The sequence below is a fragment of the Paenibacillus sp. NRS-1782 genome, assembly GCF_050467685.1.
GTDB classification, from domain to species: Bacteria; Bacillota; Bacilli; order Paenibacillales; family Paenibacillaceae; genus Paenibacillus; species Paenibacillus terrae_A.
Genome location: NZ_JBITPH010000040.1, coordinates 272,043 through 295,636 on the forward strand (window position 1 = coordinate 272,043; position 23,594 = coordinate 295,636).

The window sequence follows — 23,594 nt, forward strand, 5'->3', positions numbered from 1 at the left end:
TGGAATGAAATGGAGGGATACCATGGAGCAACGTGTGGAAATGCAGCTCGGCGGAAGAAAGCTGGTGCTGGAAACAGGACGTCTTGCGAAACAGGCCAATGCCGCAGTTAAAGTAAGCTATGGCGAAACGGTTGTTCTCTGTACCGTGACCGCTTCCAATGCGCCGAAAGATTTGGACTTTTTTCCGCTGACGGTGAATTATGAAGAAAGATTATATGCTGTGGGGAAAATCCCAGGCGGATTTATTAAACGGGAAGGACGCCCAAGTCAAAAAGCGATTTTGTCCAGCCGCCTGACAGACCGTCCGATTCGCCCATTGTTCCCGGAAGGCTTCCGGAATGATGTACAGGTATTAAACCTCGTGATGAGTGTCGATCAGGATTGTGAGCCGGAAATTGCAGCGATGATCGGAACCTCGGCAGCGCTTAGTATTTCGGACGTGCCTTTTAACGGACCGATTGGCGGAGTTGCTGTAGGTCGTGTGGACGGACAATTCGTGATTAACCCGGACATTGCGCAGCAGGATGCAAGCGATCTGTACCTGGTTGTAGCCGGAACAAAAGATGCTATCATGATGGTAGAAGCGGAAGGTAACGAAATTCCGGAAGAAGTCATGCTGGAAGCTATCATGTTTGGCCATGACGAGATCAAGAACATTGTGGCAGTCATTGAGCAACTGGTTCAAGTGGCAGGTAAAGAGAAAATGCAGGTTAAACTGCATGCTGTCGATGAAAAAGTGAACAGCGAAGTTCGTGCTTATGCAGCTGAACGTTTGGTGGAAGCCGTCAAAATTGTAGAAAAACATGCCCGTCAAGAGGCGATTGATGCTGCCAACGAAGAGACGGTTGCACATTTTGAAGCACAATACATAGAGACGCCTGAGCTTTTGAAAGACGTGAGCGAAGTTCTCTATGATATCGTTAAAGAAGAAGTCCGTCGTCTGATTACGCATGATAAAGTGCGTCCTGACGGTCGTAAGCTTGACGAAATTCGTCCGATCGAAAGCGATACGAGCATTTTGCCGCGTACGCATGGCTCGGGCTTGTTCACACGCGGTCAAACGCAAGCGCTTAGCGTTTGTACACTTGGCGCATTGGGTGATGTGCAAATTTTGGACGGTATTGATCTGGAAGAAACGAAGCGTTTCATGCATCATTACAATTTCCCTCCATTCAGTGTAGGCGAGGCTCGTCCTTTGCGTGCACCGGGTCGTCGTGAAATTGGACATGGTGCTCTTGGTGAGCGTGCGCTTTCCAAAGTCATTCCTTCAGAAACAGAATTTCCATATACGATTCGTCTTGTTTCCGAGGTGCTGGAATCGAATGGCTCGACTTCCCAGGCTAGTATCTGCGCAAGCACACTGGCTATGATGGATGCGGGTGTACCGATCAAGGCTCCGGTTGCAGGTGTAGCGATGGGATTGATCAAGGACGGGGAGCATGTTTCCGTGTTGACCGATATCCAGGGTATGGAAGATCACTTGGGCGACATGGACTTTAAAGTGGCTGGTACAGCAGAAGGCGTAACTGCTATTCAAATGGATATCAAAATTAACGGTATTGATCGTAACATTTTGCAGGACGCACTCAATCAAGCTAGAGAAGGACGTCTGTTCATTCTTAGCAAAATGATGGAAGCCATCCAGACGCCGCGTGAGCAATTGTCACAGTATGCGCCGAAAATTATGACGATGCACATTAACCCGGATAAAATCCGGGATGTTATTGGTGCGGGTGGTAAAATCATTAACAAAATCATCGAAGAAACCGGCGTAAAAATTGATATCGAACAAGATGGTCGTGTATTCATCGCTTCCACAAACCAAGAGATGAATGAAAAGGCACGTTCCATTATTGAAGGTATCGTGAAAGAAGTCGTGATCGGAGAGATTTACATTGGCACAGTGAAGCGGATTGAAAAATTCGGTGCATTCGTCGAAATTTTACCGGGCAAGGACGGTCTGGTTCATATTTCCCAACTGTCTACTGAACGTGTAGCCAAAGTTGAGGATGTAGTTGCTATTGGAGATACGATTACGGTGAAAGTAACCGAAATTGATCAACAAGGCCGTGTCAATTTATCCCGCAAAGCGGTTCTGACGGCTGAAGATCCTGCAAAATCCTAATACCTGCGTACAGCGGATCACTATAACAGGAGTGTTGTTCGTTTTTACAGAATATTTGATATTTGAATAGCATCTTTTAAGCTTTTGGAAAGAGGCAGAGCTACGTTTCTGGCTCTTTTTTCATACATATGCATTAGCAGTGTCGAAGTGGGCTTTCAGGGGCCTGCTACGTCATAGTTCTTGTCCTCCCCGCATACAATGTGGACAAACGGGCGGGAGGATGAAGGGATCATGAGAAAGGCAAAGAGAGCAGCGTGGGTTGTATCCAGTCTGGTCATTACGCTGGTGATTGGGCAGTTTAGTGGGGTACGTGAGTATGTGAGTCAACTACGCGCCGGACACAGCACGGAAACGAGTGAGCCCGAGGTTGCAACAACGATGGCGATCGCGGCTTTACCTGATAATGCACTCATGCAGCGACTGCGATCATATGCTGCCCGGCAAAGAAGAGAGCCGGTTGATGCCAAAATTGACCGTGTGTGGAAGGCTATTCCTGGCTATAACGGCTTGGAGGTTGACCTGGACGCTACTTATCGTAAGGCAATTGCGGCTCCAGACCGACCCATACAATATGTGTATCGACAGCTTGCGCCCAAGATACATTTGAACCAGCTCGGCAATTTCCCGATTTTCCGGGGAAATCCAGAAAAGCCGATGGTTTCTTTCATGATCAATGTGGCTTGGGGAAACGAGTATATCGTGCCTATACTGGACACGCTGGATCAGGAAAAGGTCAAGGTTACGTTTTTTTTCGATGGTAGCTGGCTGAAAAAAAATCCTGAACTCGCAAAAGAGATTCAAAAAAGAGGACATGAGCTTTCGAACCATGCTTACTCCCATCCCAATATGAGCCGTCTGAGCAGGGAAAGAGCTACACAGGAAATAGAGAAGACGCAAGTGCTTCTTCAGGATATTTTAGGTGTGAAAAGCAGCTGGTTTGCCCCGCCGTCGGGCGATTTTAATCAGGAAACAGTTGATTTAGCAGCAGGTCTTGGGCTTAAAACAGTGCTGTGGACACTGGATACAGTGGACTGGAGACATCCTTCGCCGGAATCTTTAATTGCTAAAATCAGTAGCAAGGTCGAATCGGGATCACTGATTTTGATGCATCCGACAGATTCTTCATCGGCGGCTCTCAAAGGCATGATTCATGCCATTCGCAGCAAGGGACTGGTGCCCGGAACCGTCAGTCAGACGCTTTCCCCTGATCGGCAGCTACCTGCTCCGGTTGAGTGAACGTCTTTTTTCTGTTAGGATTGAACATTATGGCAAAGTTTGCAATTCAGTTTAGGAGGGCCAATCGTGGAAAGAATTCAACTCAAAAACGGCCTAAGAGTGGTCATTGAAAAAATTCCAACCGTGCGTTCCGTTTCTTTCGGCATCTGGGTTAAAACCGGCTCCCGAAATGAAACCCCGGACAATAGCGGTATTTCTCATTTTATTGAACACATGCTTTTCAAAGGAACAGAGCGTTTCGACGCGAAGGAAATTGCCGAGCAATTTGACGCCATCGGAGGGAATGTTAATGCATTCACTTCGAAGGAATACACGTGCTATTATGCAAAAGTGCTGGATGAGCATCTGCCGATTGCGGTTGATGTACTGTCCGATATGTTTTTTAATTCTAAATTAGATCATGAAGAGCTGGCAAAAGAGAAGAACGTGATCCTGGAGGAAATCTCCATGTACGAGGACACACCGGACGATATGGTACATGATCTCTTATCTCGGGCCGCTTATGGCGGCCATCCGTTGGCTTACCCCATTCTTGGTACCGAAAAGCATTTATTAGCTATGAACAGCTCCCATCTCAGCGATTATATGAAAGAACACTATACCATCGACAATACGGTTATCAGTGTGGCTGGTAATATTGATGATAGTCTGGTAGAGCTATTGGAGCGTCACTTTGGGCACTTTGATAACCATGGAACTGCTTCGCCCCTGACGGCGCCTGTGTTTAACGGTGAGCTGCTGTATCATGAAAAGGCAACGGAGCAGAATCATATTTGCTTGTCACTGCCTGGATTTGCAACGGGTGACGATCTCCAGTATGCTATGGTATTGCTGAACAACGCGATCGGTGGCGGTATGAGCTCACGTCTGTTTCAGGAAATTCGGGAAAAGCGCGGGCTGGCTTATTCGGTCTATTCCTACCATAGCTCCCATGCGGACAGTGGTATGTTCACCATTTATGCCGGTACGGCTCCCAAGCAGACGAAGGACGTGCTGGATCTGACACTTGAGCTGTTGCAGGATGTGGCTGTCAAGGGACTGGATGATAACGAGCTTCGTAAAGGCAAGGAGCAGTTAAAAGGAAGCTTGATATTAAGCCTTGAGGGCACAGGAAGTCGGATGAATCGTCTTGGGAAAAATGAATTGATGCTAGGTAGGCATTACACGCTGGATCAAATGATTGAGCATATTGAGCAAGTGACAGCTGATGATGTGAACAAGGTACTGGACCGGATGTTCTCGGAGCCGATTGCCCTATCGATGGTCGGAACGAGCGATTCAGCGGTTAAGGATATGAGGAGGGACTATTTTGTTAACTTACGTAGAAATTAACAGACTTGGGGGCAATGAGGATATTGAGCTGCCCCGTAAAATGTCAGAGCTTGCATCCGGGTTTGACCTGTATGCTGCGGTACAGGAAGATTTATTATTGGAGCCCGGCAAGCGTTGTCTTGTTCCAACTGGATTGGCTATAGCGATGCCGGCAGGGCTGGAGGCACAAATCCGTCCGCGTAGCGGACTGGCTCTCAAGCATGGTATTACCTGTCTCAACACACCGGGCACAATTGATGCGGATTATCGTGGGGAGATTAAGGTATTGCTTATTAATTTGGGCGAGGAACCATTTACCATTACACGTAATGAGCGAATTGCACAAATGGTATTTCAGACTGTGCCTGAGGTAGAGTTGAAGCAGGTAGACCGTTTGTCTGAAACAGTGCGTGGTGCTGGAGGCTTCGGTCATACAGGACGCTGAGTCTACAGTTTCCTTCAAGCGACTGAAAAGTCACGGCTTTAATCGGCATTTTGGAGAATGTAACTGAATTGCGTTTTTAAGCTAGAGCATGAATAGCATATGAATATAAATACACACAAAAAGCCGTCCCGAAAAAGGGGCGGTTTTTTTGTGTTTCTTCACCTATCTATAGGTGGTTGCATAGACTAAAAGCATATCGTGTCTCGGAAAGGAGTGATCCGGATGCTAACAGGAATACGCATCGTTGTATTGGGTGGCGATGCGAGACAGCTTGAGGTAATCCGAAAATGTATAGACATGGATGCTACCGTCAGCCTAGTCGGCTTTGACCAGCTTGAAGAGCCGCTCAGAGGAGCATCACGGGAGCCATTGTCTGTCAAGCTGCTGGAATCGGCAGATGCGCTTGTGCTGCCCGTTGTAGGATGCGATGAGGGAGGCAATGTGAATGCACTTTTCGGAGCGCAAAAGCTGCAGTTTCTGAATGAGCACGCCGCTGCTCTTCCGCCGCACTGCGTCGTATATACGGGGATGGCGCGGACGTACTTAAAAGAAATTTGTTCCAGACATGATTTAAAGCTGGTGGAGTTGCTGGAAAGAGACGATGTGGCCATATATAACTCGATACCTACGGCGGAAGGCGCACTGATGATGGCGATTCAGCATACGGATTTTACAATTCATGGTGCAAATTGTATGGTTCTGGGCATGGGACGGACTGGATTTACCATGGCAAGGGCGCTACAAGGATTGGGAGCCAGAGTGAAGGTCGGGGTACGTAGAGCAGAGGATGCGGCGAGAGCGGTGGAAATGGGATGGAAGCCTTTCATGACAAGGGATTTGGCGGATGAGACTCAGGGAGTTGACTTGATTTTTAATACGATACCCTCTATGATTATCACAGCGCAAATCCTGTCTAAATTGCAACAGGCTACCGTGATTATTGACCTTGCTTCCGCCCCGGGCGGATGTGATTTCCGTTTTGCAGAAAAGCGTGGAATCACGGCCATGCTCGCCCCCGGACTTCCTGGTATTGTCGCTCCCAAAACTGCTGGTGCCATTATAGCGAATACTTTGGTGCAGTTGTTAATGGAAGATAATCCTGATCGGGGTGATGCGTAATGAGTTGGCAAGGGAAAACGATAGGTTATGCAATTACAGGTTCACACTGCACATTTGAAGAGGTCATGCCTGTTATACAGCGTTTTGTTGACGAGGGCGCGAAGGTCGTTCCCATTATATCCAGTACGGTATTAACAACGGATACCCGCTTCGGTACTTCGCAAAGTTGGCAAAAACAGTTGAAAGATATAACAGGGAATGATATCATTTCTACAATTGTGGAGGCTGAGCCACTGGGTCCCTCCCAAATACTCGATGTACTGGTGATTGCACCCTTGACGGGGAATTCGATGAGTAAGCTGGCGAATGCCATGACAGACAGTCCGGTTCTGATGGCCGCCAAGGCGCAATTGCGCAACGGTCGTCCACTTCTTTTGGCCATATCAACCAATGATGGGCTTGGCTTGAATGCTGCGAATATCGCCAAGTTGCTGGTAGCCAAAAATATATTTTTTGTGCCGTTCGGACAGGACAATCCAGTTAAAAAGCCCAATTCACTTGTGGCTGACATGGAGTTGATTCCAGAAGCCGCTTACGCTGCTATGCATGGCAAACAGCTTCAACCGATGATTGTGGAACGCAAGACTCCATGAAGTACTATAGTTAACTGCTGAGCATCCCTCGCCTAGAAGATGATTCGATGATGCATCGGGTCTAATTTCTTGTTGGCGGTGGATGCTTTCAGAATAAAAAAATGGTTTTTTAGTCGAGAAGGGGAGATACACCAGATGAGCAATAGAAAGTTTAATGTAGCTGTCGTTGGAGCGACAGGCGCCGTAGGAGAACAAATCGTAAATCTGCTGGAAAAACGTGATTTTCCTGTGGATAAAATTAAATTTCTTTCTTCGCCTCGTTCTGCCGGCACTTTAATTAGCTTTAAAGGTCAGCAAATTCCAGTAGAGATTGCAACCCCCGACAGCTTTGAAGGAATCGACATTGCCTTGTTCAGTGCAGGCGGAGACGTAAGTAAGGAACTGGCACCACATGCTGTTCGTCATGGCGCAGTGTGTATTGACAACACAAACGCCTTCCGGATGGATCCTACAGCTCCTCTTGTCGTTCCTGAGGTGAACAGCGATAAAATTGCCGAGCATCAAGGGATTATTGCCAACCCGAACTGCTCCACCATCCAGATGGTAGCTGCTTTGAAACCATTATATGATCAGTATGGCATTTCTCGTATCATCGTATCCACATATCAAGCCGTGTCCGGGGCTGGAAGCCGTGCCATTGATGAACTAAATCGTCAAAGTGCTGCGATCCTTAACGGTGAAGAAGTTCAGCCTGATCTGCTGCCAGTCGGCTCATTGCCGGTAAAGCATCAAATTGCTTTCAATGCTATCCCGCAAATCGACAAATTCCAGGACAACGGCTATACACTGGAAGAAATGAAAATGGTACATGAAACGAAAAAAATATTTGATGATGAATCCGTAGACGTAACAGCAACGTGTGTACGTATTCCTGTTGTATACGGACACTCGGAATCCGTCTATGTAGAGCTTAAAAAAGATTATGATTTGGAAGAAGTCCGCAATCTGCTTGCATCGACACCGGGAGTAACCCTGGTAGACGATCCTGCTGCGCAGCTCTATCCGCTGGCATCCGAAGCCGCAGGGAAACCTGATGTATTCGTTGGACGTGTACGTCGTGATTTGGGCAACAGCCGTGGATTGAATCTGTGGGTCGTATCCGACAACCTGCTCAAAGGAGCAGCATGGAACGCGGTGCAAATCGCGGAGATTATTGCTGCAAATGCGGAATAAGGTTCCTGAAGCAGGGAATAAGATGGGGGAAGAGCGATGAGTATTTTAGTACAGAAATTTGGGGGAACCTCGCTGTCCACACCCGAAGCGCGTCAACTGGTGCTAGGACATGTGAAGCGAGAGCTGGAACAAAATTTTCAACTGGTTGTCGTTGTGTCGGCCATGGGGCGGAAAGGAGAGCCTTATGCCACGGACACGCTGCTCGAATGGGCGGCGTCTAACGGCGACAGTCTTCCTAAGCGCGAACGCGATTTACTGCTGTGCTGTGGTGAAATCATTTCTGCCGCTACATTATGCAGCCTGATGGAAAATGAAGGTATTCCTGCTACGGTGCTGACTGGGGCACAGGCGGGCTTTATTACGGATAATCAATACGGCAATGCTCGTATTTTGGATATAAAGCCAGACCGTATCGTGGAAGAGCTGAACCAGGGCCGTGTCGTCATTGTGACGGGCTTCCAGGGTCAAACTGTAAGCGGTGATATGACTACCTTGGGGCGTGGTGGCAGCGATACTTCCGCTACCGCTCTGGGTGCCGCTCTACAAGCGGATGTGGTAGACATATATACGGATGTGAACGGCATCTTGACCGCTGATCCGCGCATCGTGGAAAATGCAAAACCGCTTGCCCATGTCAGCTATACGGAGATTTGTAATATGGCTCATCAGGGGGCTAAGGTTATCCACCCCCGTGCTGTTGAAATTGCCATGCAGGCGAATATTCCGGTTCGGGTTCGCTCTACCTTTTCCGAAGGGGAAGGTACGCTGGTCACCCATCCAGAGGGCTTTAAGGACGTACAGGCAGACATTGTTGACCGTTTCGTGACCGGTATTGCGTATGTCGGCAACGTCACACAAATTAACGTAGAATTAAAGCTAGGCTCGGAGCATTTGCAATTACAAGTATTCAAATCTATGGCTGAGCATGGCATCAGCGTCGATTTTATTAATGTAACTCCATCCGGGGCGGTTTATACCGTGTTCGATGCTGATGGAAGCAAAGCGGTTGAAGTACTGAACGGTCTGGGCTTGGAGCCTAAAATTTTGGCAGGGTGCGCTAAAGTATCCGTTATAGGCGGTGGTATCAATGGGGTACCTGGCATTATGGCGACGATTGTAGAGGCATTGGCAGACTCAGACGTACAGATTCTTCAATCGGCAGACTCCAACACGACGATTTGGGTACTCGTTAAAAAAGAAGATATGGTGCAGGCTGTACGCGCATTGCATAATAAATTTGAACTCCATCAATAGGCGCAATGTCCGTGCTCGGACTTGCAAAAAAAGGAGGCAGCATGGTGAACTTCGGCAGACTTATTACCGCAATGGTGACACCCTTTGATCAGCAAGGAGAGATTGACTGGACTGCATTGTCCTCGTTGATTGATTATTTAATAGAAGAACAACATTCGGAGTCTCTTGTCGTATCAGGAACGACGGGCGAGTCTCCAACCCTGAGCGATGATGAAAAAATCAAATTGTTTGCATTTACTGTAGAAAAAGCAGCCGGACGATGTAAAATCATTGCCGGTACTGGTAGCAACAATACACGTCACTCCATTCATCTGACCCGTGCTGCGGAGCAGGCGGGGGTAGACGGTATTTTGTTGGTAGTGCCTTATTACAATAAACCGAATCAGGAAGGGATGTATCAGCATTTTGAGAGCATTGCAAATTCCACAACCCTTCCAGTCATACTGTATAATGTACCAAGCCGTACCGCAGCCAGCCTGACCGTAGAAACGACGCTGCGTCTTGCGCAAATCCCCAACATTGTAGGAACCAAAGAATGCGCGTCGCTGGCGCAGGTCACACAGATTGCAGCCGCAGCTCCAGAGGGATTCTTCATTTATTCGGGAGATGACGCTTACGGGTTGCCTGCTATGGCTGTAGGGGCTTATGGTATTATCAGCGTGGCGAGTCATGTAGTAGGCGCAGAAATGAAGCAGATGATTGATTCACTTGTAGGGGGACACGCACAGCAGGCAGCAAAATTGCATCAGCAGTTGTTTCCGGTTTTCAAGGGTTTGTTCGGCTGTCCTCATCCACTGCCTAATCCGGTGGCTGTAAAATATGCATTGGAGTTACGGAATGTTTCGGTCGGTTCTGTTCGGTTGCCGCTTATTCCTCCGACCGAAGAGGAAGCGGAATTTATTAAGAAATTATTTGCCCACTAATCGGGAAGAATGAATTTTAAAATGTTAAATGAATACAAGTAGTACCCTTGTTATAGGCAGTCGGGAGTAAAAAAGCCGGAGGATTTTATAGTCTTGAAAGGTACTCAGGCATGAGGGCGTTCTTATAGGGCGCCCTTTTTGCTGTGCCTTTTAACCATGTATCAAGATAATTGAACAGGGAGTAATGGTTTTAGACGGCAGTGGGAAACCTATGCGCAACGAACAGGATGACTTGTTTTTTCTTATTTTAATCATGTATAATGAGGTCAAGTGACTGGGTGCGGTATTCTTTTGAAAATTAAATAAATAAATCAAGGTACGACGTCCAACTACCATAGGAGGTTTAGATTCATTTGTCTAAAAAAACAAACAACGATAAATTGATGATTTTCGCTTTGGGCGGCGTCGGTGAAATCGGGAAGAATATGTATGTCATTCAATACGGCAATGACATTGTCGTGGTGGATTCGGGTTTGAAATTCCCGGAAGAGGACATGCTTGGCATTGATATCGTTATTCCTGATATTTCCTACCTTACGGAGAACCGCGACAAGGTAAGAGGCATTGTGCTGACTCATGGTCATGAGGACCATATCGGCGGTTTGCCTTACGTGCTGAAACATTTGAATGTACCGGTATACGGTACCAAATTGACGCTGGGGCTGGTGGAAAACAAGCTGAAGGAAGCGAATCTGCTTGGGGAAACCAAACGTATTTTGATCAATGCTGATTCCGAAATTAAACTGGGTTCCACGCTGAAAGCAACATTCTTCAGAACAAACCACAGTATTCCGGATTCGGTGGGTGTATGCATTGATACTCCTGAGGGCGCTGTTGTTCATACAGGTGACTTCAAGTTTGATCATACTCCAGTTAACGGACAATATGCAGATTTGCAGCGTATGGCTGAAATCGGTACACGTGGCGTACTGGCTCTTTTGTCAGACAGTACCAATGCGGAAAAACCAGGCTTTACTCCATCGGAAAAAAGCGTCGGCGTCGTGCTGGAAGACATTTTCCGTAAGTCGAAACAGCGTGTAGTTGTAGCTACTTTTGCTTCCAACGTACACCGTATTCAGCAGGTTATTAATGCTGCTGAATCGACAGGACGCAAAGTGACGGTTATTGGTCGCAGTATGGTTAATGTCGTAGGGATTGCTTCCGATTTAGGCTATTTGGAAATTCCGGATGGAATGCTGATCGAGCCTGAGGAAGTTGGCAAAATGTCAGCGGATCGCGTAGTTATTCTCTGCACAGGTAGCCAAGGCGAGCCGATGTCTGCTCTAACAAGAATGGCGCGTTCCACACATCGTAAGGTGGATATTCTTCCGGGAGATTCGGTTATCATCGCTGCTACACCGGTACCGGGTAATGAAAAATATGTCGGTCGCACGATTGATGAACTTTTCCGTTTGGGTGCCAATGTTTATTACAGCGCAGCTAATCCGGGAATTCACGTTTCCGGACACGGAAGCCAAGAAGAACTCAAACTAATGCTGAATCTGATGAAACCTAAATTTTTCTTGCCAATTCATGGTGAGTTCAGAATGCAACGTCGTCATGCCCTCCTTGCCGAATCGGTAGGTGTAGAGCCGAACAACATTTTCATAACAGATATCGGTGAAGTTATTGAGATTCAGAACGGTGGAGCACGCAGAGCTGGTAAGGTTACAGCGGGCAATGTGTTAATCGACGGACTGGGTGTAGGAGATGTAGGGAATATCGTATTACGCGACCGCAAATTGCTGTCACAGGACGGTATTTTGGTTGTTGTTGTCACCCTGAGCAAGCAGGACGGCACGATCAAGTCTGGACCGGATATCATTTCCCGTGGTTTCGTATATGTCCGCGAATCGGAAGGTTTGCTGGATGAAGCGAATCGTATTGTCTCAAGCACACTGCATAAGCTCATGAGCGAAAATGTAAACGAATGGGCTTCCCTTAAAACAAATGTCAAGGATGCGCTGGGTCGCTTCTTGTATGAGCAAACTCGTCGCAGACCAATGATTTTGCCAATCATTATGGAAGTGTGAGTCAATTGAAATTTGCTCAAAAACCTGAATTAAAAACTTAAGTCACAGGCACACAGTCGCCTCTCTTCCCGCAGGAAATATTGGACGGTTTCCGCGGGAGGGGAGGCTTTTTTGGCTTTTCCGGGTGAGGAAAGCAGGAAATCCATGGGGGTGGGTATAAAATATTCCATTTCCATCCCATACTATAGGGTGATACGGGTCACAAAAACGCGTAAAGCGAAAGGAAGATCGCCCACATGGAACAATACAGCAACCTATCATCCAGCAAACAGGAAACAGAAACACCGGATCAACCTATGCCTGAAGTTGGGCAAAGACCCATTTCCCCCGCTATGGAAGCCTTGCAGCAACTGGGACAAACCTCCATGCCCGGAAGCGAATCCAATATTTTTTGTATGACAATCATTGGTCAGATTGAAGGGCATCTGATTCTGCCACCGCAAAACAAAACGACCAAATACGAGCACATTATTCCCCAACTGGTAGCAGCGGAGCAAAATCCCCGTATTGAAGGCTTAATGATTCTGCTGAATACAGTAGGTGGGGATGTCGAGGCAGGGCTGGCTATTGCTGAAATGATTGCTTCAATGAGTAAACCGACCGTAACCATTGTCATTGGAGGCGGGCATAGTATCGGTGTACCTATCGCTGTCTCTTCCACCTACTCTTATATTGCCGAGAGCGCGACGATGACCATTCACCCAATTCGTATGAATGGCTTGGTTATCGGAGTTCCACAAACGTTTGAATATATGGAAAAAATGCAGGAGCGTGTTGTACGTTTTGTGGTTTCCCATTCGCGTATTACCGAGGAGCGGTTCAAGGAGCTTATGTTTAAAACCGGTGAACTGAATCGGGATATTGGTACTGCGGTTGGGGGAGCCGATGCAGTGAAATACGGGTTGATGGACGCGGTTGGTGGCATCGGAGAAGCATTGAAACAACTGAACACCATCATTGAATCTCGACGTCAGCAAAACGGGATTACAGGGACTCAGCAGCAGGCTCCGTTCGTACCTTTTTCCCAAAATGCTACAGATACCTCGACTGGAACGCTTCCTAATGAGCATAGTGGGGAGTTGCCTCAATGACCTTATATACCGTAATGCCAATGGAAATGGTGTGGGAGGGCATGTGGAAGGAGGCGGAGACGTTTGCGGAGATTCGGGTTGACGGTTTACTTATGCAGGTGCAGCCGCTCGAAAGTCGCAGGGGGATTATCGTGCGATTGCTAGATTGTCCGCTGGAAACTTACCTGAATCCGCGTTATGCACCCGGACAAGTCATCGAATGGTCGTAGAAGGTGTCGAATAGGGTGAAAATAGGTCGTTTGATGTTGAAAAAGAACATATGTGCGGATACCGGGTGACGTGGTATAATATTCTTCTGGGGGGTGACCTTGAATGTCCAGAAGAAGGAAAAGGAAAAAGAAAGCCGCGTTTGGCGGAGTTCTAAAATTCGAAATTTACGGCATTGTGCTGATAACTTTGGCGGTCATTGCGCTGTCGGGTGAAGCGGCAGTCGGTCGGTCGCTATCCAAGATGTTTGGGCTGGTACTGGGGAAATTTTATTTTGTCATACCCCTGATCGGCATTTATTACGGTCTGATGGTGATGATTCACCGCAAATGGCCAAACCAGTGGAACTCACGTAAAACGGGGCTGTTGTTGCTGGTATTTGCCTTTACGCTTATGAGCTCTATTTCATCTATGGAGCAGCGTTTGGGGCCGATTAATGCACTTCAACCAGGCGGGGTGATGAGCCAGATACATATAGATATGCGTGAGCAGTTGCTATCGCCTGACAAGGAAGGCCATACCTCAATGCTGAACAAGGATATTAGTGGGGGATATATCGGCGCATTGCAGCTTACTGTGCTGTTGTGGCTGTTTGGTCTTACGGGTGCCAAGCTGATCATGATTGTAATGTTTGTGATTTGTTTTATGCTGCTGACCCAGCTGTCTTATGTGGATCTGGTGCGAATTGTTCGGACGAAGATGCTGGCAGCAGGGGGTAGCGTTCGGAAAAAATGGATTGGTAAAGCCACTCCACTTTCGGCATCTGGCAGAGGTACCGGGAATAAAAAAATCAAGTCCGAGTCGATTCCTGCATATGAGGAAGATATGGATGATGATTTTGATGAAATGCAGCCTCCGGCGCGTAAGCAGCCGATTTTCTATCAGCTGTTTGGCCTGAAAAAAATGGCTGGAAAGGACAAGGATGATCAAGAGCATGCTTATGAAGCTGAGGAAGGACAGCCCTTGTGGAGAAACCCCAAGCAAGCAGAAGAATTGTCCGATACTGCTGAACACATAGAGGAGGAGGTCTCTGTTCCGGTAAAAGGATCACCGATCATTCGGGATTTCTTCGAGCAGGTGAAGCATGAGGAAAGAAGACCTGAGGATGAATCAGAGGCATCCTTGGCCGGGTCAGAGCAGACGGATTCAGCTTATGATGAGTCGCTGGATGATAACTTTATGGATACCGCTGCGAACACAGATACGGACGGTATGGCAACAGCAGGCCATAATACACCAGACAGTGCAGATGGACAGGCCCAAGCGAATTCAACGGGGGCGTTAGGCGAAGAGACTACAGGCACAACTGCGGCCATTCCTGCTCCACCGCCACCCAAGCCATACAAGCTCCCGTCGTTCCGTTTGCTTGCCAAGCCACAAAACGTGGGCAAAGGCCTTGGGCAAAAGGATTACATGCAAACGGCACGCAAGCTAGAGGCCACATTGGAAAGCTTTGGCGTACGGGCAAAGGTACTGGAGGTTGTTCGTGGACCTGCGGTGACGCGTTATGAAATTCAGCCGGACATTGGTGTGAAGGTCAGCCGTATTGTAAGCCTGACGGATGACATTGCGCTTGCGCTCGCTGCGAAGGATATTCGTATGGAGGCTCCAATTCCAGGCAAATCGGCTATCGGTATTGAGGTTCCGAACAACGAGGTTTCTATTGTAACGATGCGTGAGGTTATGGAGACGACCATTTTCCAGGAGTCTGTATCCAATTTGTCCATTGCGTTTGGACGTGATATTGCAGGCCAGACGATTGTTGGTAATTTGGCTAAAATGCCCCATTTGCTTGTAGCCGGAGCAACCGGTTCAGGTAAATCGGTGTGTATTAACGGTATTATTACGAGTATTTTGTACAAGGCGAAGCCAGATGAGGTTAAATTTCTCATGGTCGATCCCAAAATGGTGGAGTTGAACGTGTACAACGGTATTCCGCACTTGTTGGCACCGGTCGTTACCGATCCGAAGCGCGCTTCACTCGCTTTGAAAAAAATTGTAGTAGAAATGGAAAAGCGTTACGAATTATTTTCCAAATCAGGAACCCGTAACATAGAAGGCTATAATAATTTGATGAAAGACAATCCTGCTGCGTTCCTGCCTTACATCGTCGTTATTGTGGACGAGTTGGCGGATCTGATGATGGTAGCTGCGGGGGATGTGGAGGATGCGATTGCACGATTGGCCCAAATGGCGCGTGCCGCAGGGATTCATCTTATCATTGCAACGCAGAGACCGTCGGTTGACGTCATTACCGGGGTTATCAAAGCCAATATTCCTTCGCGTATTGCCTTTGGTGTGTCCTCGCAGGTGGATTCCCGTACAATACTGGACATGGGCGGAGCCGAGAAGCTGCTCGGACGTGGGGATATGCTGTTCATGCCAATGGGTGCTTCCAAGCCGGTTCGCGTTCAGGGAGCGTTCATGAGCGATCAGGAAGTGGAGAACATCGTTAATTATGTGCGTGAGCAGGGTGAAGCACAATATGATGAAACGCTTGTACCGGAGGTAGAGGAAGCATCTGCTGATGCCGATGAAATGCTGGATGAGCTGTACGATCAGGCTGTCAACATCATTTTGGAGGCCAAGCAAGCATCTGTATCTCTGCTTCAGCGCCGAATGAGGATCGGCTATACACGTGCGGCCCGGTTGATTGACTCTATGGAGGCTCGTGGCGTCATCGGCCCTTACGAGGGAAGCAAGCCCCGTGAGGTGCTTATTTCAATGGAGCAATATCAGCAAAACAAAGTCAGTTCCTGACCATAGGCTTACCAGAAATCGCATCCCAAATCGCTGTTTGTAAGTGTGGTGTTTGTTTAAATTTGACAACACTATGCGTACAGATAGCGATTTTTTTTGCTTTTTTTCAGGAACAGGAGTAGCCGAATGAAAGAAGATTAAAAGGGTGAATAGCTTTAAGCAGAGCTTGTCATAATAAACGTAGCCATCCTGTTAATCCCACAAAAGAAAGGTAGAGCGTAGCATATGAAAAAGACAATGGTCTGGATTTGCACGGGTATTCTCGCAGCCTCGGCTGTCACGTACACAGGGCTTATTGCGAACGTCTCTGCGCAGCATGCAGAGCCGCTGAGCACACAGCAGGAAGTACAAGCAACACAGCCTTCCCAAGAGACATTTAGCACAGAGGCGGTTAATTACGGCTCCTACGGTCAGGATGTATATGAACTGCAATCCCGTTTGAAGCTGTTGGGCTTTTTCGGGGCGGAAGTGGACAGTCATTTTGGCAGCAGTACATTGAAGGCTGTTAAGGGCTTTCAAAAAGAGTTTGGCATCACCCCTGATGGAGTGGTCGGAGCAAAAACAAAGCTAAAGCTAGTGAATGCAACTCCTAATTGGAAACCGACGGAAACTCCTTTACATCGTAAAAATCAGGGTTCCGCTCAGGGGCAGACAGCGGATAATAATAATAAACCGGATCAAAAAGATGAAACCATGGGATCAGCTAACGCGATGGGACTGTCTGACAACGATCTCAAAATTATGGCTAACGCAGTCTATGGTGAATCCCGTGGCGAGCCGTTTGAAGGACAGGTAGCCGTGGCGGCAGTTATTTTGAACCGGGTCAAATCCCCCAGCTTTCCAAACACACCGTCCGGAGTGATTTTTCAGCCGGGGGCCTTTACAGCTGTAGCTGATGGTCAAATCTGGCTCACGCCAAATGAAACTGCAACAAAGGCAGTTCGCCAGGCACTGAACGGTTGGGACCCAAGCGGAGGCTGCCTCTATTATTTTAATCCAAAAACAGCTACCTCCAAATGGATTTGGAGCCGCCCGCAGGTAAAGACGATTGGTCAGCATATTTTCTGCATGTAAACCGCCGAAGCAGCCGGGAGCTTGTCTCCGGTTGCTTCTTGGCTTTTGCATCGTTAGAATAAAGATTGGGACACTTTACCTCTTTACAAGATAATGATTCACAGCGGCTCATGCTAAAAAGGCTAGACGAAATTGACGTCACAAAGGAGTTTTGGACTTGAACAAAACAGGTTTCGAGCGTGGGACGCGCAGACAATTAAGGATTCATGTACTGCCAACCAAACGCTTCAAGACGTTTGCCATATCATTGTATGTAGGTACTCCACTACAAGAGGAAACGGTAACCCGAGTGGGACTGACACCATTCGTACTACGACGGGGTACAGAATCATATCCGCAGACTACACAATTCAGAGAACAATTAGAGCAATTGTATGGCGCGGGCTTTGGATTTGATGTATATAAACGCGGAGATTATCAAATCGTGCAATTTCGAATGGATACGATTAATGACAGCTTTGTAAACAGCTCGGACAGCTTGCTGGATCGTTCATTTGCTTTTCTCGGAGAGGTGTTGACGAAGCCTGCATTGGAGAATGGAGCATTTCAGACTGGATACGTCCAGCAGGAACGGGAAAACGTACGCAAGAAGCTGGAATCTATAGTCAATGATAAAATTCGTTATGCTGGAGAGCGCTGCATGGAGGAAATGTGCAAAAATGAGCCTTATCGTCTGCACCCCCTCGGTCAGCGGTCTGATCTGGATCGTATAGATGCGCAAGGCTTGTATCAGGCTTATGGAGAATGGCTGAATAACGCCAGCATGGATTTGTATGTAGTTGGAGATACGACGCTGGAGGAAGTGGAGAAGTTCGTAGATCGCTATTTCCAACTGAACCGTTCGGAAGAAAAGGGATATGCTCCTGAACAACCAAAAGCGGTAGAACGTGATGTACAAACGGTGGTGGAGCGTCTGGATGTAAATCAGGGGAAGCTGAACATGGGATTGCGCACCCCGATTACGTATGGTGACGATCGTTATGCCTCTGCCCTGATGTACAACGGGATTTTGGGCGGTTATCCTCACTCCAAGCTGTTCGTCAACGTGCGGGAGAAGGAAAGCTTGGCGTATTACGCCTCATCACGGTATGACGGGCACAAGGGCATAGGGACGATTCAATCCGGTATCGAAATACCCAATTATGAAAAAGCGGTAACCATTATCCGCAAGCAACTGGAAGATACGCAAAATGGTGCGATTACCGAGCTGGAAATGACCCAGACACAGGCGATGATCCGCAATTTATTGAAGGAAATGCAGGATTCCGCTTTTGAAATGATCGCTTACGATTTTAACAGACAGCTTTCCGGCAAAGAGCGGACGGTAGATGAGCTGCTGAGCCAGGTGGAGGCTGTCAAGGTGAAGGATGTTCAGGATGCCGCCCGGACGTTCCGACTGGACACCATTTATTTCTTGAGAGACCAGAAGGGGGAATAGCGGGTGGAGCACATACCTTATGAGCATTTGCAGGAAACGCTGTACTATGAAGTGATGGATAACGGATTACATGTTTATGTGTTGCCCAAACCGGGCTTTCAGAAGACATACGCTACATTTTCGACCAAATATGGCTCAGTCGATAATCATTTTCGTGTGGAAGGTCAGCAGCCGGTTAAGGTTCCCGATGGCATCGCCCATTTTTTGGAGCATAAAATGTTTGAAGAGCCTCAAGGTGATATTTTCGCTACTTTTTCCTCCAATGGGGCATCGGCCAATGCATTTACGAGCTTTGATCAAACAGTATATTTATTTTCCGCAACCGAGCATATTCAGGAGAATTTGACCACATTGGTCAATTTTGTACAGCACCCTTACTTTACGGATGAAAATGTGGAGAAGGAAAAAGGCATTATCGGTCAGGAAATCAATATGTATGAGGATAATCCAGACTGGCGGAGTTACTTTGGCCTGATCGAAGCGCTATACAAGGTCCATCCGGTGCATATTGATATTGCGGGTACCGTCCAATCCATCAGTACGATTACGAAAGAAACGCTGTATAGCTGTTATGAGGCTTTTTACCACCCGAGCAATATGATTCTTTTTGTGGTAGGTGGAGTGGACCCGGCGGATGTAATAGAACTGGTGCGTAACAATCAGGCGAAAAAGGATTACAAGCCGCAAGGAGAGATTGAGCGTATTTTTGACGAAGAGCCTGCTATTGTGGCAGAGAAGCGTCGTGAGGTAAAGCTGGCGGTTTCTCTCCCTAAGCTGTTGTTCGGATTCAAGGAAGCCAAGGTAGGTCTCATGGGTGAGGAACTGCTTCGTCATGATCTGGAAACCAAGTTGATGCTTGATCTTTTGTTTGGCTCCAGTACACAGCTGTATCAAAAGCTCTACGATGAGGACCTCATTTCAGATAGCTTCGGCCATGAGTACAACAGTACACCGCAGTATGCGTTTTCTGCTATCGGTGGAGATACCAAGGACCCGGATGGGCTGTTGGTGCGGATACGTGAAGAGGTGGGGTCCATTCAAAAACAGGGCTTCACGGCAGAACATTTTGAACGGGCACGTAAAAAGAAAATCGGCGGTTATCTGCGTATGCTCAATTCGCCCGAAAACATAGCGCATGAGTTTACGAGACATCGCTTCCGGGATAGTGATTTTTTCCAATTGCTTCCGGTCTATGAAAGTATTACACTTGAGGATGTTAACCGTCGTTTGAAGGATCATATTCAGTGGGATCAGATGGCCATGTCGCTGGTGGTGAGTCCGTAATGCCCAGGGAGAGGGAACCGATAACCACCAAGGATGGGGAATTAAAAGCCATTGGCGATACGACTGTGCTGATCACGGGAGCAAGCGGCGGGATTGGAGCGGCTATTGCGGAGCGTTTTGCGGCTGTTGGGATGAATGTGGTCATTCACTACATGAAGTCCCATGAAAAAGCGAATGAAGTTGCCCGCTGTTGTATGGCTTATTCAGGCAAGGTGATGACCGTGTCAGCGGACCTGCGGAGCAAGGAGCAGATTGAACGCATGCGGGAGAAGCTGGAGAATCACGGAATGAAGCCAGATATTCTTGTGAATAACGCTGGATTATCTCATTACGGATTGCTGACGGATGTGTCGGAAGAGGAATGGGATGAAGTGATGGCCGTCAATGTGAAGGGGACCTTTCTGTGTACGCAGGTTTTTATGCCGCATATGATTTCTCAACGCTATGGCCGTATCGTGAATGTGTCTTCTGTATGGGGAATATGCGGCGCTTCGTGCGAGGTGCTGTATTCCACCACCAAAGGCGGGATTAACGCATTCACTAAAGCACTGGCTCAAGAAGTTGCACCTTCTGGAGTAACGGTAAATGCGGTAGCTCCGGGTGCAGTAGATACGTCTATGCTGGATCATCTGGACGAAGGGGGAATTTCCAGTCTTGAAGAAGAAATTCCTGCCGGTCGATTGGCTCGGCCTGATGAAATTTCATCACTGGTTTATTTTCTGGCGCTTCCTGAATCCGGTTATATAAACGGGCAGGTCATTAGTCCTAACGGTGGATGGGTGACTTGACGAGAAGTACAGCGTTTGGAGGAAACCACCAGTATAGAGAGCACCTGAGAAGAACATATTATAACTGTTGATTTTAAATCTGAATCATCTAAGGAGGATTTAAGTATGTCAACAGTAGTTCAGAATTTCGATACCTGGAAGAAGTTCCTTGGTCAGCGTGTGGAACAGGCGGAGAAGCTTGGAATCAGCCAGGATACCATTTCAGAGCTTGCTTATGAAATCGGTGATTTTCTGGATGAGAAGGTCGATCCGTCCAACCACTCCAACCGCGCACTGAAAGAACTGTGGGGAGTTGCCGATGAGGACGAGCGTCACACTATCGCCCGGCTGATGGTCAAATTAGCCAAAAGCAACGCATAAGCATTAACCAACATGAAAAGCTCCCTTTTGGGGGCTTTTCTGTAATGGTTACAGAGCTGTTCTTGTAATTCCTTTGTAATTTATATATCATAAACGTGATCGAGGCTTATGCAATTGTGTTGAATACAAGAAGCCTTTGTGGTCTCAATATTTGATTTTGTCGATTGGTGTTATTTTATGATACAATAAGGCTTTGATTTGGAAATGTTGACGGTTTTGAATGTGAATGAGGTGCTAATGTGACGGAAGAATTGAAACAGTGGTACATGGAGTACAAGATACATAAAAATCGTCCCGGATTGCTGGGAGACATTGCTTCCATGCTTGGTATTCTGGGGGTTAATATACTGACGATTAACGGTGTTGAAGGCGAAAGACGGGGGATGCTGCTGGAAACAGACGATGACGAGAAGATACGCATTCTCGGAGATACTTTAAAAAAGGCCAGTAATATTACGGTTACGGCCTTACGCGCTCCAAGGCTGGTCGATATATTGGCAGTAAGGCACGGACGTTACATTGATCGGGATTCGGACGACCGCAAAACATTCCGCTTTACACGCGACGAGCTTGGGTTACTGGTCGATTTTTTGGGTGAAGTATTAAAGAGGGATGGAAATCAGGTGATTGGACTTCGCGGAATGCCTCGTGTGGGAAAAACCGAAACCATTATTGCCAGCAGCGTATGTGCTATGAAGCGCTGGACTTTTGTGTCTTCAACGCTATTACGGCAGACGGTGCGCAGTCAGCTCTCCGAAGAGGAAATGAACCCTAACAATGTATTTATTATTGACGGTATTGTGAGTACAATTCGGTCAAATGAAAGACATTATCACTTGCTTCAGGAAATAATGAGCATGCCGAGTACGAAGGTTATTGAGCATCCTGACGTTTTTGTACGTGAATCGGGATACAGCTTCGATGATTTCAATTTCATTATTGAACTTCGCAATAATCCGGCTGAGGAAATTATTTATGATACCTTTACAGCCAGTTATACAGAAGATCTTTAAATAAGCGTAATTATACAAGGAGATGATGACATGTCAGAACTGGGTCAGCAATTAAAGGAGGCCCGGCTGCAAAAAGGATTGAGCCTTGACGATGTTCAGGAAATGACGAAGATACGCAAACGTTATCTGGAAGCCATTGAGACGGGCGATTACAAAGTGCTGCCGGGAAGCTTTTATGTCAGAGCTTTTATTAAAACTTACGCTGAAACGGTCGGTTTAAACCCCGACGAGATTCTGGAAGGACATAAAAGCAATGTACCTGAACCAGAGCCGGAAGCTGTCATGGAGCCTGTGACACAGAAACGCTCCAACCGTCCGGCTACGATTGGAAATCTCAAATGGTTGCCTACAGCTTTAATGTGGCTTTTTTTGGTTCTCATTGTTGGGGTTATTTATGCATATTGGGTGAGTAACAATCACACGGCTCCAAAAACAGCCGAGAATACAACGCCGATTACGACACCGAGTACGTCCATTCCTAACAGTACCAAGGAGGGAACTACGACACCACCGCAAAATACGACGACAACCCCTCCTCAGGGAAGCGCTCAGACAACAACGCCGAATAACGGTCAGACGGCAGCTCCAAATGGTGGCGGCGGACAAACCACTCCTGATGCTGGGCAAACGGGGCAAACCCAACCACCAGGAGGTACAGGAACGGATACGACCACTCCTGACGGTAGCCAGCAGCCGAGTACCACTACGCCGCAACAAGGTGTAACCGTGGCTCAGGATGGCAAGCAAGGTAAAACGACGATTTTCAAAGTTTCCAGTGCAACCGGAGCTACAGTCAAGGTGGATATTAAGGCAACGGGAGAAAGCTGGCTTGAGGTGTACAAGGGGCAAAACTCACGTGGTGAAAAGCTGAGCTATGGCATGACCAAAAGTGGAGATGCCGTGTCCTTTGACATCGGTCCGGAAGGCTTGTATATCAAGTCAGGACGTTCTTCTGCCACGGATATTTCCGTAGCAGGTCAACCGATAACTGATAATAAATCAACGACTCGTGTTTTGATACAGCAAGGAGAAGCTTCTTCGACCGGAACGAGTGCCGGGGTGAGTGTTACTACTACGGATTCGACTACTGGCGGTGAATAAACCCTCTATTGCGCGGAAATACTAATGACTGTAATTCATGGGAAGCCAGTCATTTCATTTTCCGCAAAGTGAGGTGTATACATTATGACCGTCAGCTGGATTGTGACAGGGCTTGGTATCATTGTCAGCCTGCTTGGCTACTATCTGACTCCAAGTGCATGGGGCTATGGCATACTGGGCTTTGGTCTTGCTCACATTGTGCTGGGACTTCTGGATATGTTCCGGAATCCGACCCGCAGCCACAGCTATATAAGTTGAACTTAAGA

21 protein-coding genes are annotated in these 23,594 nt (G+C 47.5%); all 21 read left to right on the forward strand.

What is annotated here, in order from left to right:
* Positions 1 to 22: 22 nt before the first annotated feature.
* The 21 genes from pnp (at position 23) to ACIFQM_RS16120 (ending at position 23,586) form a co-directional block, all read left to right on the forward strand.
* Positions 23 to 2,125 (forward strand): polyribonucleotide nucleotidyltransferase, encoded by a 2,103-nt coding sequence (gene pnp / locus ACIFQM_RS16020; RefSeq protein ID WP_430040188.1) that lies wholly within the window; start codon positions 23 to 25, stop codon positions 2,123 to 2,125.
* Between the two features lie 231 nt (positions 2,126 to 2,356).
* The gene (locus tag ACIFQM_RS16025; protein ID WP_430048612.1) at positions 2,357 to 3,361 is read left to right on the forward strand and encodes a polysaccharide deacetylase family protein; all 1,005 of its coding nucleotides are present in this window, start codon (positions 2,357 to 2,359) and stop codon (positions 3,359 to 3,361) included.
* Positions 3,362 to 3,427: 66 nt separating this feature from the next.
* Positions 3,428 to 4,693 (forward strand): M16 family metallopeptidase, encoded by a 1,266-nt coding sequence (locus ACIFQM_RS16030; protein ID WP_430040184.1) that lies wholly within the window; start codon positions 3,428 to 3,430, stop codon positions 4,691 to 4,693.
* Entirely contained in the window at positions 4,671 to 5,117 is a 447-nt protein-coding gene (gene dut, locus ACIFQM_RS16035) for a dUTP diphosphatase (RefSeq protein ID WP_430040182.1), read from the forward strand. The genes ACIFQM_RS16030 and dut overlap by 23 nt, the downstream gene beginning before the upstream one ends.
* A 222-nt stretch (positions 5,118 to 5,339) precedes the next feature.
* Entirely contained in the window at positions 5,340 to 6,236 is an 897-nt protein-coding gene (gene dpsA / locus ACIFQM_RS16040; RefSeq protein WP_430048609.1) for a dipicolinate synthase subunit DpsA, read from the forward strand.
* Positions 6,236 to 6,829, forward strand: coding sequence for a dipicolinate synthase subunit B (locus tag ACIFQM_RS16045; protein ID WP_430040178.1), 594 nt, complete (start codon positions 6,236 to 6,238; stop codon positions 6,827 to 6,829). The genes dpsA and ACIFQM_RS16045 overlap by 1 nt, the downstream gene beginning before the upstream one ends.
* A 135-nt stretch (positions 6,830 to 6,964) precedes the next feature.
* Positions 6,965 to 8,002 (forward strand): aspartate-semialdehyde dehydrogenase, encoded by a 1,038-nt coding sequence (locus tag ACIFQM_RS16050; protein WP_430048607.1) that lies wholly within the window; start codon positions 6,965 to 6,967, stop codon positions 8,000 to 8,002.
* Between the two features lie 36 nt (positions 8,003 to 8,038).
* Entirely contained in the window at positions 8,039 to 9,256 is a 1,218-nt protein-coding gene (dapG, locus tag ACIFQM_RS16055) for an aspartate kinase (protein WP_430048605.1), read from the forward strand.
* Between the two features lie 41 nt (positions 9,257 to 9,297).
* Positions 9,298 to 10,179: a 4-hydroxy-tetrahydrodipicolinate synthase gene (dapA, locus tag ACIFQM_RS16060; RefSeq protein ID WP_430048603.1), complete on the forward strand. Its 882-nt coding sequence runs from the start codon at positions 9,298 to 9,300 to the stop codon at positions 10,177 to 10,179.
* Positions 10,180 to 10,532: 353 nt separating this feature from the next.
* Complete coding sequence (locus ACIFQM_RS16065; RefSeq protein ID WP_430040174.1) at positions 10,533 to 12,212, forward strand: ribonuclease J; 1,680 nt, start codon at positions 10,533 to 10,535, stop codon at positions 12,210 to 12,212.
* A gap of 236 nt (positions 12,213 to 12,448) precedes the next feature.
* On the forward strand, positions 12,449 to 13,303 hold the full coding sequence (locus ACIFQM_RS16070) for a ClpP family protease (protein WP_430040172.1): 855 nt from the start codon (positions 12,449 to 12,451) through the stop codon (positions 13,301 to 13,303).
* On the forward strand, positions 13,300 to 13,512 hold the full coding sequence (locus ACIFQM_RS16075) for a YlzJ-like family protein (protein ID WP_014281138.1): 213 nt from the start codon (positions 13,300 to 13,302) through the stop codon (positions 13,510 to 13,512). Before ACIFQM_RS16070 ends, ACIFQM_RS16075 begins: the two co-directional genes overlap by 4 nt.
* A gap of 103 nt (positions 13,513 to 13,615) precedes the next feature.
* Positions 13,616 to 16,270, forward strand: a complete 2,655-nt coding sequence (locus ACIFQM_RS16080; protein WP_430040170.1) for a DNA translocase FtsK 4TM domain-containing protein — start codon at positions 13,616 to 13,618, stop codon at positions 16,268 to 16,270.
* Positions 16,271 to 16,495: 225 nt separating this feature from the next.
* Positions 16,496 to 17,344 (forward strand): spore cortex-lytic enzyme, encoded by an 849-nt coding sequence (gene sleB / locus ACIFQM_RS16085; RefSeq protein ID WP_430040168.1) that lies wholly within the window; start codon positions 16,496 to 16,498, stop codon positions 17,342 to 17,344.
* 157 nt (positions 17,345 to 17,501) lie between these two features.
* On the forward strand, positions 17,502 to 18,782 hold the full coding sequence (gene yfmF / locus ACIFQM_RS16090; protein WP_430040166.1) for an EF-P 5-aminopentanol modification-associated protein YfmF: 1,281 nt from the start codon (positions 17,502 to 17,504) through the stop codon (positions 18,780 to 18,782).
* A 3-nt stretch (positions 18,783 to 18,785) separates the two neighbouring features.
* Positions 18,786 to 20,066, forward strand: a complete 1,281-nt coding sequence (yfmH, locus tag ACIFQM_RS16095) for an EF-P 5-aminopentanol modification-associated protein YfmH (protein ID WP_430065767.1) — start codon at positions 18,786 to 18,788, stop codon at positions 20,064 to 20,066.
* The gene (ymfI, locus tag ACIFQM_RS16100; protein WP_430048601.1) at positions 20,066 to 20,854 is read left to right on the forward strand and encodes an elongation factor P 5-aminopentanone reductase; all 789 of its coding nucleotides are present in this window, start codon (positions 20,066 to 20,068) and stop codon (positions 20,852 to 20,854) included. The genes yfmH and ymfI overlap by 1 nt, the downstream gene beginning before the upstream one ends.
* Before the next feature lie 105 nt (positions 20,855 to 20,959).
* A complete protein-coding gene (locus ACIFQM_RS16105; RefSeq protein ID WP_430040160.1) occupies positions 20,960 to 21,214 on the forward strand; it encodes a DUF3243 domain-containing protein in 255 nt (84 codons plus the stop codon).
* Between the two features lie 239 nt (positions 21,215 to 21,453).
* The gene (locus ACIFQM_RS16110) at positions 21,454 to 22,227 is read left to right on the forward strand and encodes a DUF3388 domain-containing protein (protein ID WP_014281145.1); all 774 of its coding nucleotides are present in this window, start codon (positions 21,454 to 21,456) and stop codon (positions 22,225 to 22,227) included.
* A 30-nt stretch (positions 22,228 to 22,257) separates the two neighbouring features.
* Positions 22,258 to 23,328 (forward strand): helix-turn-helix domain-containing protein, encoded by a 1,071-nt coding sequence (locus ACIFQM_RS16115; RefSeq protein ID WP_430065769.1) that lies wholly within the window; start codon positions 22,258 to 22,260, stop codon positions 23,326 to 23,328.
* An 84-nt stretch (positions 23,329 to 23,412) separates the two neighbouring features.
* Positions 23,413 to 23,586, forward strand: a complete 174-nt coding sequence (locus ACIFQM_RS16120) for a hypothetical protein (RefSeq protein WP_430040156.1) — start codon at positions 23,413 to 23,415, stop codon at positions 23,584 to 23,586.
* The last annotated feature ends 8 nt before the right edge of the window (positions 23,587 to 23,594 follow it).